We start from the raw sequence: 12,360 nt of genomic DNA on the forward strand, positions 1-12,360 counted from the left end.
ACGTGCCTGTTCGACTCAACCCCCGTGAGGGCCGGGGGGTGTCACGGATGCCCCGGATGGCGGATGGCGCGGAGTGGCGGGGGTGCGCCGGTGTGTGCTTCACGTTCACGCGGATGCAGGCGGATGCCGGCGGACGCCCTCAGGCGCGCCCGGACGCACTCAGGTGCACCACCACAGGAAGCGGTCGCAGGTCTTGGTGGGCGACGGCTCGGGCGTGGGCGCGGTGGTCGTCGGCTCCGCGGTCGGGGTGGTGGGCCGGCTGGGGGGCGGGGCGGCCGGGGTCGTCGGCGTCGTACCGGAGCCCGTCGTGGCCGACTGCTGCGCCGTGCCGGTGTTCTCGGCGGAGGGGGAAGCGGAATCCTTGTCCTTCGGGGACTTCGAGGCGGAGGCGGAGGCCGAGGCGTCGGGGGATGCCGAGTCGCCCGCGCGCGGGGTGGTGCCGGACGTGGCGCCTATCGGGTCGGCGGTGTGCTCGGGCGCGGCGGAGGCGGCGCCGCCGTCCGCCGAGGCGCCCCCGGCTGGGGCCGGGGCGTCGCTGGAGAAGGGCGAGAAGGGCGCGTCCGTGCCCAGTTCGGCGAGGCTGAGCCCGCCGGCCGCGAGGACGAAACCGGCGGCGATCAGGACGGTACGGCGGCGCCGGCGGCGGTGTGCGGCGGCCTTGCGGTCGCGGCGGCTGCCCTCGGCCCCGGCCCGGGCTCGCCGGCCGGCCGGGGCGGCCATGTCGTCGCCGGAATCGCCGGCCTCCCTCTCGTCGGCTTCGCCGACCTCCGACTCCGCCCGTTCCGGTTGCTCCGGCCGCTCCGGTTCCCCGGGGGCGTCCGGGCCGCCGTACGGCTCCTCGTACGACGACTCGTACGGCTGCTCGTACGACTGCTCTTGCGGCGTCGATGTCTGCGCATGCCCGTGCTCGTGCCCGCGCGCGTGCGCGGCCGTGGGGGCCGCGAGCCGGTCGGCCGGAGTTCCACACCCCGGGCAGGCCAGGGCGCCATTGAGGTGCCGTTGGCACGGGAGGCAGTAGTCCATGACGCGGGAAGACTAGAGTCCGCACGGTTCCGGTTCCAGGCGTCCCTGTGAAGGTTTGGTGCGGGGTCGAAAGAGTTCTCGAAAGTCTTGCCGAAACCGTTACCTGTTCGACCCATTGACACCCCTGCCGGACCGTCCTTACTGTCACGCCAGCATTTCGAACGTGTGACGAAATCTCGAACAGCTGAGGGGCAACTGCCGTGCGCATCACCGGAATCAGCACGCACGTGGTCGGCACGCCGTGGCGCAACCTGACCTACGTCCAGGTGCACACCGACGAGGGCATCACGGGAGTCGGCGAGACCCGGATGCTCGGGCACACCGACGCGCTGATCGGCTATCTGCGGGAGGCCGAGGCCAATCACATTCTCGGATCCGACCCGTTCGCTGTCGAGGACCTCGTGCGCCGGATGAAGTACGGCGACTACGGGCGGGCCGGTGAGATCGTCATGTCCGGCATCGCGGTGATCGAGATGGCGTGCTGGGACATCAAGGGCAAGGCGCTCGGCGTGCCGGTGTGGCAGCTGCTCGGCGGGAAGGTGACCGACAAGGTCAAGGCGTACGCCAACGGGTGGTACACGACCGAGCGAACCCCGGAGGCGTACCACAAGGCCGCGCAGGGGGTCGTGGAGCGCGGTTACCAGGCGCTGAAGATCGACCCGTTCGGCACCGGGCACTTCGAGCTGGACCACCAGGAGACCCTGTACGCGGTCTCGCTCATCGAGGCCGTTCGGGACGCGATCGGCCCGGAGGCCGAGCTGATGCTGGAGATGCACGGCCGCTTCTCCCCCGCCACCGCCGTCCGGCTGGCCAAGGAGATGGCGCCGTTCAAGCCGGCCTGGCTGGAGGAGCCGGTGCCGCCGGAGAACCTGAAGGCGCTGGAGAAGGTCGCGGCCAAGGTCGACATCCCGGTGGCCACCGGTGAGCGCATCCACGACCGGATCGAGTTCCGCGAGCTGTTCGACAGCCAGGCCGTGGACATCATCCAGCCCGACGTCGGCCACATCGGCGGCATCTGGGAGACCCGGAAGCTGGCCGCCACCGCCGAGACGCACTACATGCTCGTCGCCCCGCACAACGTGGGCGGGTCGGTGCTCACCGCCGCCTCCCTCCAGGTCGGGTTCACCTCCCCGAACTTCAAGATCCTCGAGCACTTCAACGACTTCGCGGACGCGGAGATCAAGAAGGTGGTCAAGGGGGCGCCGCAGGTCGTGGACGGTTACTTCCACCTCTCCGACGCGCCGGGGCTCGGTGTCGAGCTGGACGTCGACGCGGCGGCGGAGTTCCCGCAGCAGCAGGCCCGGTTCGACCTGTGGGCCGAGGGCTGGGAGCAGCGCAAGCCGAAGGGCACGAAGTGAGTTCGCAGGTTCTGATCGAGGCGCCGGGCGTGCACCGGGTCGAGGCCCACACGCCTCGGCAGCCCGGTCCCGGCGAGGCGCTGGTCGCGGTGCACGCGGCCGGCATCTGCGGCAGCGACCGCGAGGTGTACCAGGGCAACCGGCCGGAAGGGTATGTGCGGTATCCGCTCACGCCCGGACACGAGTGGTCGGGGACGGTCACGGCGGTGGGTGCCGGGGTGCCGGGTTCGCTCGTCGGCCGGAAGGTCGTCGGCGAGGGCTTCCGCAACTGCCAGGTGTGCGAACGCTGCCACGCGGGCGAGACCACGCTGTGCTCGGCCGGGTACGAGGAGACCGGCTTCACCCAGCCGGGCGCCATGGCGGCCACGCTCACCCTGCCCGCCCGGCTGCTGCACGCCCTGCCGGACGACGCCGACCTCACCGCCGCCGCCCTGCTGGAGCCGGCCGCCTGTATCGCGGCCGCCGCGCTGAAGGCGAACGCCCAGCCGGGCGAGCGGGTCGCGGTGGTCGGCACGGGCACCCTCGGCATGTTCGCCGTGCAGTTCCTGAAGGCCGTCTCGCCGGTGGAGCTGCTCGTCGTCGGCACGCGGAACGACCGGGAGGCGCTGTCCCGGCGGTTCGGGGCGAGCGACTTCCGGCTGAAGGACCAGGAGCTGCCCGACGACTTCGACGTGGTGATCGAGACCGCCGGATCGGCGTCCGCCGCGCGTACCGCCGCCGCGCTGCTGCGGCGCGGTGGGCGCCTGGTCCTCACCGGGATTCCGGCGGCGGGCGCGGACGGGCTCGACCCGACCGATCTCGTCGTACGGCAGCTGGAGGTGCACACCGTCTTCGGGGCGCCGCCGGACGCCTGGGCGCACGCCGTACGGGTGTTCCGCGCCGGGCTGCTGGACCCGCTGCCGCTGGTCACCCATGAGCTGCCGCTGACCGAGTTCCCGCAGGCCATCGAGCTGGTGGGGGCCGGCGATCCCAAGGTGGGCAAGGTGCTGCTCCGCCCCTGACCGTACGCCGGTCAGGGCGTGACCTGACGGCGCCCTGACCGGCGTACACCCAACGCCTTTTTTCTCCCCAGAGCCGCGAACCTTGTCCGAAATACCGAACACTAAGGACAGCTTGTGACCGACGCTTCCGCTCCGGCAGCCCGCAGGCCCGGCGAGCAGGTGCTCGCCGCACTCGGCCTCGGCGCGCCCGCCCTCGACCCCGCCGACGCCTCCGCCCACAGCTTCCCGGGCGGCGGTCGCTGGCGCACCGAGATCCCCTCGTGCGAGGGTCCCGAAGCGCTGGCGGTCGTCCTCAAGGAAGCCTCGCGCCTCGATGTGCCGATCCACCGGATCAGCCAGGGCAGCGGCGTGTGGATGCTCACCGACGCCGAGATCACCGAGATGGTCGACGCCACCGGCGAACGCGACATCGAACTCTGCCTGTTCACCGGCCCGCGCGGCACCTGGGACATCGGCGGCTCGGTGCGGTCCGACTCGCGGGGGGCCGGGCTGCGCGCCCGGGGCCACGACGCCGTCGCCGGCTGCGTCGAGGACGCCGTCCGGGCCACCGAGCTGGGCGTCAAGTGCCTGCTGGTCGCCGACGAGGGCGTGCTGTGGACCCTGCACCGGGCCCGCCAGGCCGGCATCATCCCGGCCGACACCACGCTGAAGGTCTCGGCGCTCATCGGCCCGGTCAACCCGGCCTCGTACGCCGTCTACGAGCGGCTCGGCGCCGACTCCGTCAACGTGCCCAGCGATCTGACGCTGGACCACCTCACCGAGATCCGCCGGGTCTCCGGCGCCCCCATGGACATGTACATCGAGGCCCCCGACGACCTCGGCGGCTACATCCGGATGTACGAGGTCGCCGAGCTGATCCGGCGCGGCGCACCGCTCTACCTCAAGTTCGGTCTCTCCAAGGCCCCCGGCATCTACCCGTGGGGCACCCACCTGCGGGACGTGACCCTGGACACCGCCCGGGAGCGGGTGCGGCGCGGCCGGCTCGCCCTGGACCTGCTCGCCCGGCACGGCGCGGACGGCGACATGGCGCCGCTCGGCTCCCGGCTGCCGGGGGCTTTGAACCGGTTCCCCTCCGAAGGTGCCACTGGATGACCGATGGGGGCTGCGGGCCGTCTGCGGCTGGTCGCGCCCACGCGGCGGAGCCGCATATCGACCGCAGCCCCGGGGGGGGGGGGGGGGGGGGGGGGGGGGGGGGGGGGAAGAGAGGGGGGGGGGGGGGGGGGGGGGGGGGGGGGGGGGGGGGGGGGGGGGGGGGGATAGGGGGTTTCTCCTCCTCTCCCCCCCCCCCCCCCCCCCCCCCCCCCCCCCCCCCCCCCCCCCCCCCCCCCGCGCCCCTTCGGGGCGCTTCACCGACCTCGCTCAACAAGCTCTCAACGACGAGAAGAACAGGGACCGATCACCATGCGCACTCGCAGAAGCGCCCTGGCCGCCATAGCCGGAGCCGCCTCGCTCGCCCTCACCCTCACCGCCTGCGGCCAGAGCGGCGAGGGCGGCAGCAAGGAGAAGTCGGGCGACGTCAAGGGCGCCACCATCGGCATCGCCATGCCGACCAAGTCCTCCGAGCGCTGGATCTCCGACGGCAAGAACGTCGTCAAGGATCTGGAGGCCAAGGGCTACAAGACCAAGCTGGTCTACGGCGAGGACGACCCGGAGCAGCAGGTCTCCCAGATCGAGAACCTGATCACGCAGGGCGTCAAGGGCCTGATCATCGCGGCCATCGACAACAAGTCCCTGAACAGCGTGCTCCAGCAGGCCGCGGACGCGAACATCCCGGTCATCTCCTACGACCGGCTGATCCTCGGCAGCAAGAACGTCGACTACTACGCATCGTTCGACAACGAGAAGGTCGGCAAGCTCCAGGGCCAGTACATCGTCGACAAGCTCGGGCTGACCAAGGGCAAGAAGGGCCCCTTCAACATCGAGCTGTTCGCCGGCTCCAACGACGACAACAACACCAAGTACTTCTTCGGCGGCGCCATGAGCGTCCTCCAGCCGTACATCGACAAGAAGCAGCTGGTGGTCAAGTCCGGCCAGACCGCGCTGAACAAGGTCGTCACCCTGCGCTGGGACGGCACCACCGCGCAGAAGCGCATGGAGGACATCCTCACCTCCTCCTACAAGAGCGGCCGGGTCGACGCGGTCCTCTCGCCGTACGACGGCATCTCCATCGGCATCCTGTCCGCCCTCAAGTCGGACGGCTACGGCTCGGGCAGCAAGCCGCTGCCGGTCATCACCGGGCAGGACGCCGAGCTGGCCTCGGTGAAGTCGATCATCTCCGGTCAGCAGACGCAGACCGTCTACAAGGACCTCCGCAAGCTCGCCGAGGTCGCCGCCTCGATGATGGACGACTCCCTGAAGGGCAAGAAGCCCGAGGTCAACGACACCAAGACCTACGACAACGGGACCAAGGTCGTGCCCGCCTACCTGCTCCAGCCGGTGAGCGTCGACAAGTCGAACTACAAGCAGGTGCTGGTCGACGGCGGTTACTACACCGAGGCCGACCTCAAGTAACCCGCCCCTGTTCCCAACGGATTGGAAGGCACGACCATGGCGGGACCCGTCCTGGAAATGCGCTCGATCGTCAAGACCTTTCCCGGTGTCAAGGCGCTGTCGGACGTCACCCTGACCGTCCAGCAGGGCGAGGTCCATGCCATCTGCGGGGAGAACGGCGCCGGCAAGTCCACCCTGATGAAGGTGCTCTCCGGCGTCCACCCGTACGGCAGTTACGAGGGGGACATCCTCTTCGAGTCAGAGACCTGCCAGTTCAAGGACATCCGGGCGAGCGAGCAGCACGGCATCGTCATCATCCACCAGGAACTGGCGCTGGTGCCGCATCTGTCCATCGCGGAGAACCTCTTCCTCGGCAACGAGCACGCCACGCGCGGACTCATCAACTGGCGCGAGACCCTGCGCCACGCCACCCAGTTGCTGCGCCGGGTCGGTCTGGACGAGCACCCGGAGACCCGGGTCGCCGACATCGGCGTGGGCAAGCAGCAGCTGGTGGAGATCGCCAAGGCGCTGTCCAAGCAGGTGAAACTGCTGATCCTGGACGAGCCGACGGCGGCCCTGAACGACGAGGACAGCGGCAAGCTCCTCGATCTGATCCTGGAGCTGAAGAACCAGGGCATCACCTCGATCATCATCTCCCACAAGCTCAACGAGATCCGCAAGGTCGCCGACTCGGTGACGATCATCCGGGACGGCCGGTCCATCGAGACCCTCGATGTGAAGGCGCCGGAGACGACCGAGGAGCGGATCATCGCCGGCATGGTCGGCCGCGACCTCGACCACCGCTTCCCCGAGCGCACCCCGCACCAGCCCGAGGAGGGCGCGGCACCGGCGCTGGAGATCCGCGGCTGGACCGTGTTCCACCCGATCGACCAGCAGCGCAAGGTCGTGGACGACGTGTCGCTGAACGTGCGCCGCGGCGAGATCGTCGGCATCGCGGGCCTGATGGGCGCGGGCCGCACCGAACTCGCGATGAGCGTCTTCGGCCGGACCTACGGCCGGTACGCGGCCGGCACGGTCCTGAAGGACGGCACGGAGATCCGCACGAAGACCGTGGCGGAGGCGATCGGGCACGGCATCGCGTACGTGACCGAGGACCGCAAGCACTACGGCCTGAACCTCATCGACACCATCAACCGGAACATCTCGCTGACCGCCCTCGCGAAGGTCGCCAAGCGGGGTGTGGTGGACGAGCACGAGGAGCGGCAGGTCGCCGAGGGCTTCCGGAAGTCCATGAACATCAAGGCACCCACGGTCTTCGAGCCGGTGGGCAAGCTCTCCGGCGGCAACCAGCAGAAGGTCGTCCTGAGCAAGTGGATCTTCGCCGGGCCGGACGTGCTGATCCTCGACGAACCGACCCGCGGCATCGACGTGGGCGCCAAGTACGAGATCTACACGGTCATCGACCAGCTCGCCGCCCAGGGCAAGGCGGTCGTCTTCATCTCCTCCGAGCTTCCCGAGCTGCTCGGCATGTGCGACCGCATCTACACGATGGCCGCCGGGCGGCTGACCGGTGAGGTGCCGCGGGCCGAGGCCACGCAGGAAGTGCTGATGCGCCATATGACGAAGGACAAAGAGGTAACGCGATGAGCACGGATGTGACCGCCAAGAGCCCGGCCCCCGCGCCGCCGGGCAAGAGCGGACCGGCTGCCGACGGGGGACTGCTCGGCGTGATGCTGGCCGGTCTGCGCCGCAACATGCGCCAGTACGGCATGCTGATCGCGCTCGGCCTGATCGTGGTCCTCTTCGCGATCTGGACGAACGGGGACCTGCTGCTGCCGCGCAACGTCTCCAACCTGGTGCTCCAGAACAGCTACATCCTGATCCTCGCGATCGGCATGATGCTGGTGATCATCGCCGGGCACATCGACCTGTCGGTCGGCTCGCTCACCGCGTTCGTCGGCGCCTTCGCGGCCGTACTGACCGTGCAACACGGGATCTCCTGGCCCGTCGCGCTGGTCCTGTGCCTGGTGGTCGGGGCGGTCGCCGGCTCGGTCCAGGGTTATCTGATCGCCTATCTCGGCATACCGTCCTTCATCGTCACCCTCGCCGGGATGCTCCTCTTCCGCGGCCTCACGGAGATCCTGCTCAAGGGCCAGACCCTCGGCCCGTTCCCCGACGGTCTCCAGAAGCTCGGCAACGGCTTCCTGCCCGAGGTCGGCCCGAACACCAACTACCACAACCTCACCCTGCTGCTCGGGCTCGTCCTGATCGCGGCCGTGGTGTGGCAGGAGTTCCGGGACCGCCGCCGCCAGCAGGAGTTCTCCCTGGACGTGCTGCCGACCCGGCTGTTCCTGCTCAAACTGACCGCCCTGGTCGCCGCGATCCTCGCCCTCACCCTGCTGCTCGCCAGCTACAAGGGCGCCCCGATCGTGCTGATCATCCTCGGCGCGCTGGTCGTCGGCTACGGCTACGTCATGCGCAACGCGGTCTTCGGCCGGCACATCTACGCGATCGGCGGCAACCTGCCGGCGGCCAAGCTGTCCGGCGTGAAGGACAAGAAGGTCACCTTCTACGTCTTCCTGAACATGGGCGTGCTCGCGGCCCTGGCGGGTCTGGTGGTCGCCGCCCGGCTGAACGCGGCCTCACCGAAGGCGGGCGTCAACTTCGAACTGGAGGCCATCGCCTCCTCGTTCATCGGTGGCGCGTCCATGAGCGGCGGTGTCGGCACCGTCCTCGGCGCCATCATCGGCGGTCTCGTCCTCGGCGTGCTGAACAACGGCATGAACCTCCTCAGCGTCGGCACCGACTGGCAGCAGGTCATCAAGGGCCTCGCCCTGCTGGTGGCGGTCGGGTTCGATGTGTGGAACAAGCGCAAGTCCGGTTCGTAAGCGCCCAGAAAACGGAGCCGCACCTATGGAACTGAACAGACGCACGGTCATCGCGGGAGCAGCCGCGGCGGGCCTCGCCGCCAGCACCCTCGGCACGGGCAGCGCCCAGGCCGCCACCGGTTCGGGAGGCCACAAGCCGGTGAGGGAACTCTTCGGCACGCTCGCCGACGGCACGAAGGTGTACCGCTGGTCGCTGGAGAACGGCGGCACCCGGCTGAAGGTGCTGTCCTACGGCGGCATCGTCCAGACCCTGGAGCTGCCCGACCGCCACGGCCGGTACGCCAACGTCGTGGCGGGCTTCGACAACATCGCCGACTACGTGGCGAAGAGCCCGTACTTCGGCGCGCTGATCGGCCGGTACGGCAACCGCATCGGCAAGGGCCGGTTCACGCTGGACGGGACGTCGTACCAGCTGTCCGTGAACGACAGCGCAAACAGCCTGCACGGCGGGGCCCAGGGCTTCGACAAGCACGTGTGGGACGTGGAACCGTTCGCCAAGGGCTCCGACGTCGGACTGCGCCTGCACTACACCAGCGTCGACGGAGAGATGGGCTACCCGGGCACGCTGCGGACGACCGTCACGTACACCCTCACCCGGCACGGCGACTGGCGCATCGACTACGAGGCCACCACCGACAAGGCCACCGTCGTCAACCTCACCAGTCACGTCTACTGGAACCTGGCCGGCGAGGGCAGCGGCACGATCGAGGACCACGAACTCACGATCGCCGCCGCCCGCTACACCCCCACCGACTCCGGCCTGATCCCCACCGGCGAGCTGGCCAGGGTCGCGGGCACCCCGTTCGACTTCCGGCACGCCAAGCCGATCGGCCGGGACATCCGGGCGGGCCACGAGCAGCAGGTGCAGGCCAAGGGGTACGACCACAACTGGGCGCTGGACAAGGGGATCACGGCGAAGCCCGAGCACATCGCCACCCTGCGCGACCCGCGCTCCGGCCGCACCCTGAAGATCGCCACCGACCAGCCAGGCCTCCAGTTCTACTCCGGCAACTTCCTCGACGGGACGCTCACCGGCACCGGCGGCCGCACCTACCGGCAGGGCGACGCCCTGTGCCTGGAGACGCAGCACTTCCCGGACTCGCCGAACCACGCGAACTTCCCGTCGACGGTGCTCAGGCCGGGGCAGACGTACCGGACGTCGACCATCCACACCTTCGGGGCGTGAACCGGCTCACACAGCCGGTGAGTTGAACGCCACCGCCGTCTCCTCCGTATCGAAGGGTGGCCCGTGCTCCCCCGCACGGGCCACCCTTGGACGGAGGTTCCCTTGGCCGGCAACGTCACCTCGTTGTTCCGCGGCACCGCCGCGCACAGCCCCTCCATGGCGGCGCTGACGCGAGAGGGCGGCGACGGGACCGGCCCGGTGGACTTCTGCATTCCGTGCAATCCGTACTTCCCTACGCCCGCCATGTTCGAGGAGATGGCGGGCCGGCTGCGCGAGATCGTCACGTACTACCCCAGCAGCGCCGACACCATCACCGCGGAACTGTGCGACCTGCTCCAGCTCCCGCCGCAGTGCGTGGCCATGGGCAACGGCTCCACGGAGCTGATCACCTGGATCGACCACCTCCTCGTCCGGGAGTCGCTGGCGATCCCGGTCCCCACCTTCGGCCGCTGGACCGACCAGCCGATGGAGACCGGCAAGCGGGTCGACATGTTCCCGCTCCAGGAGGCGAACGGCTTCGCCCTGGACCTCACCCAGTACGCCGAGTTCATCCGCGCCCGGGGCACCCGGGTGGCCGTGATCTGCAACCCCAACAACCCCGACGGCGGCTATCTGCGCCGTCAGCAGATCGTGCAGTTCATGGACGCCATGGCGGACCTCGACCTCGTGGTGATCGACGAGTCCTTCCTGGAGTTCGCCGACGCGGAGGCCGCGCCGAGCGTCGTCCAGGAGGCCATGCTCCGCCCCAACGTGATCGTCCTGCGCAGCCTCGGCAAGAACTTCGGCCTGCACGGCATCCGCTTCGGCTACCTCGTCGCCAACCCGGCGCTCGCGGGCAAGGTCCGCTCCATGCTGCCGAAGTGGAACCTCAACTCCTTCGCCGAGCACGTGGTGTTCATGCTGAAGGAGCACGGCCCCGAGTACGCCCAGAGCCTCCAGCAGGTCCGCCGCGACCGCCTGGAGATGGCCAGCCACCTCTCCGCGCTCCCCGGCCTCACCGTCTACCCCTCCCAGGGCAACTTCCTCTTCGTGCGCCTGCCCGTCGGCGCCGAGGGCACGGTGGTGCGGGACCGGATGCTCACCGAGCACCGGGTCCTGGTCCGCGAGTGCGGCAACAAGATCGGATCCTCCAGCCGCTTCCTGCGGCTCGTGGTGCGCCCCCAGGTCGACGTGCGTCGCCTGGTGTCCGGCCTGGAACAGGTGCTCTACGGGTCCGGGAGGGGAGCCGCCGTACCCGAGCCGGGCACCGGGACCAGCTACAGCTCGGGTACGGCGGCGGTGGACCGGCTGGTCAGCGAGACCAACGGGGCCGGCCTGCGGCTCACCCCGGCGGGCCCCGCTCCGGCCGCCGGCACCGGCATGCCGCTCCCCGCCGCCGTGACGCCGGCCGGCGGCGGGATGCCGATGCCGGCGGCAGCCCAGCCACTGCCCACGCCGACCGGACAGCCGGCGTTCCCACCGGCACCCGCGCCGACGCCGGCCGCCGCAGCGGCCGTGATGCCGGCACCGGCACCCGCACCGGCGACCCCCATCCCGGCACCGGTACCGGCTCCCGCACCTGCGGTCCCCACCCCGGTACCGGCTCCCGCACCGGCGCCGGTCCCGGCGCCCGTGGCCCCTGCGCCCGTCCCGGCACCCGCACCCGTACCGTTCGCGCCCGCCGCGGCCGTCGCCCCCACTCCGCCCGGCGTTCCGGCCCGTGGCGGGCTCACCGCCGCCCAGGTCCGCGGGATGACGGCCCCGGCACCCGCCGCCGGCCTGACCCCGGCCCCCGCGACCGGCTGGCCCAACGCGCGGAGCTGGCCCAACGCGGCCGGGACGGGCCAAGCGGCCGTTTGACGCCTCCCACCTGCACGATTGATAGGTTCGTCCGTATGGCGGTCACTGTCGCGTACGAGAACCTGAACACCTCGGACCTGCCGAGGCGCGGCATGACGCCCGCGTCCGCGCCCGTGCACGTACTGCTGGTGGACCTGGAGGCGGACCTCGTCATCCGGGACGGTGAGCGGACGGTGTGCGCGGTGGAGGACTTCCCGGTCGCCGAGCTGGCACGCGCCCTGGTCGCCTGGCTGGAAGGGGAGTCGCAGCGGGACGAGCGGGACCGGGAACGGCAGGCACGGGACGGCTTCTGCTTCGAGTCGATGTCCTTCGAGGAGCTGGGCACCGTACGGATCGAGGAGACCGCCGACGGCTGGCGGGTCGGCTCGGTCCTCGAGCCGGACGACTGGACCGCGCCGGTCGCCCGGGACGTCCTGGTGGCAGAGCTGACGCGGTTCACGGACACGGTCCGCGAGGACATCACGGCCCTCGGCGCCGACCCCGCCCTGATCTCTTCTGTATCGCGCGTCCATGACTCACCCGGGGCCGGGGAGGTTGGGCGTGTGGGCGTTGGCGGCAAGTGACCGTTGGGCCGCTCGCTTCTCGGTCAGTGTCGTGCTTCCGCGGTCCGCGTC

The 12,360-nt window shown here is 70.4% G+C and carries 10 protein-coding genes; 9 read left to right on the forward strand and 1 reads right to left on the reverse strand.

Annotated elements, in window-relative coordinates; all coding sequences use genetic code 11:
* Positions 1-159 precede the first annotated feature (159 nt).
* Positions 160-1,023, reverse strand: a complete 864-nt coding sequence (locus ACZ4WH_RS29790; protein ID WP_468186389.1) for an SCO2400 family protein — start codon at positions 1,021-1,023, stop codon at positions 160-162.
* Positions 1,024-1,223: 200 nt separating this feature from the next.
* On the opposite strand from ACZ4WH_RS29790, the gene ACZ4WH_RS29795 reads away from it, so the two are divergent.
* The 9 genes from ACZ4WH_RS29795 to ACZ4WH_RS29835 all read left to right on the forward strand — a co-directional run bounded on the left by ACZ4WH_RS29795 (position 1,224) and on the right by ACZ4WH_RS29835 (position 12,309).
* Entirely contained in the window at positions 1,224-2,381 is a 1,158-nt protein-coding gene (locus tag ACZ4WH_RS29795) for a mandelate racemase/muconate lactonizing enzyme family protein (RefSeq protein WP_468186392.1), read from the forward strand.
* Positions 2,378-3,382 carry a zinc-dependent alcohol dehydrogenase gene (locus tag ACZ4WH_RS29800; RefSeq protein WP_468186395.1) on the forward strand — a complete coding sequence of 335 codons (1,005 nt, stop codon included), beginning with the start codon at positions 2,378-2,380 and terminating at the stop codon, positions 3,380-3,382. Before ACZ4WH_RS29795 ends, ACZ4WH_RS29800 begins: the two co-directional genes overlap by 4 nt.
* A 114-nt stretch (positions 3,383-3,496) precedes the next feature.
* Complete coding sequence (locus ACZ4WH_RS29805; RefSeq protein WP_468186398.1) at positions 3,497-4,474, forward strand: hypothetical protein; 978 nt, start codon at positions 3,497-3,499, stop codon at positions 4,472-4,474.
* A gap of 309 nt (positions 4,475-4,783) precedes the next feature.
* Positions 4,784-5,893: a multiple monosaccharide ABC transporter substrate-binding protein gene (gene chvE / locus ACZ4WH_RS29810; protein WP_468186401.1), complete on the forward strand. Its 1,110-nt coding sequence runs from the start codon at positions 4,784-4,786 to the stop codon at positions 5,891-5,893.
* 36 nt (positions 5,894-5,929) lie between these two features.
* Positions 5,930-7,480 carry a multiple monosaccharide ABC transporter ATP-binding protein gene (gene mmsA, locus ACZ4WH_RS29815; RefSeq protein ID WP_468186404.1) on the forward strand — a complete coding sequence of 517 codons (1,551 nt, stop codon included), beginning with the start codon at positions 5,930-5,932 and terminating at the stop codon, positions 7,478-7,480.
* Entirely contained in the window at positions 7,477-8,721 is a 1,245-nt protein-coding gene (mmsB, locus tag ACZ4WH_RS29820) for a multiple monosaccharide ABC transporter permease (protein WP_468186407.1), read from the forward strand. Before mmsA ends, mmsB begins: the two co-directional genes overlap by 4 nt.
* Before the next feature lie 25 nt (positions 8,722-8,746).
* The gene (locus tag ACZ4WH_RS29825; protein ID WP_468186409.1) at positions 8,747-9,907 is read left to right on the forward strand and encodes an aldose epimerase family protein; all 1,161 of its coding nucleotides are present in this window, start codon (positions 8,747-8,749) and stop codon (positions 9,905-9,907) included.
* Positions 9,908-10,009: 102 nt separating this feature from the next.
* The gene (locus ACZ4WH_RS29830; protein ID WP_468186412.1) at positions 10,010-11,746 is read left to right on the forward strand and encodes a pyridoxal phosphate-dependent aminotransferase; all 1,737 of its coding nucleotides are present in this window, start codon (positions 10,010-10,012) and stop codon (positions 11,744-11,746) included.
* 35 nt (positions 11,747-11,781) lie between these two features.
* Entirely contained in the window at positions 11,782-12,309 is a 528-nt protein-coding gene (locus tag ACZ4WH_RS29835; protein WP_468186414.1) for a DUF7878 domain-containing protein, read from the forward strand.
* Positions 12,310-12,360 lie beyond the last annotated feature (51 nt).

Source organism: Streptomyces sp. NPDC029138, from assembly GCF_055564375.1.

Bases quoted from the DNA above. Each gene is read 5' to 3' on its own strand.
- ACZ4WH_RS29825 (WP_468186409.1), top strand. From the start codon at position 8,747: ATGGAACTGAACAGACGCACGGTCATCGCGGGAGCAGCCGCGGCGGGC.
- ACZ4WH_RS29835 (WP_468186414.1), top strand. From the start codon at position 11,782: ATGGCGGTCACTGTCGCGTACGAGAACCTGAACACCTCGGACCTGCCG.
- mmsB (WP_468186407.1), top strand. From the start codon at position 7,477: ATGAGCACGGATGTGACCGCCAAGAGCCCGGCCCCCGCGCCGCCGGGC.
- ACZ4WH_RS29790 (WP_468186389.1), bottom strand. From the start codon at position 1,023: ATGGACTACTGCCTCCCGTGCCAACGGCACCTCAATGGCGCCCTGGCC.
- mmsA (WP_468186404.1), top strand. From the start codon at position 5,930: ATGGCGGGACCCGTCCTGGAAATGCGCTCGATCGTCAAGACCTTTCCC.
- chvE (WP_468186401.1), top strand. From the start codon at position 4,784: ATGCGCACTCGCAGAAGCGCCCTGGCCGCCATAGCCGGAGCCGCCTCG.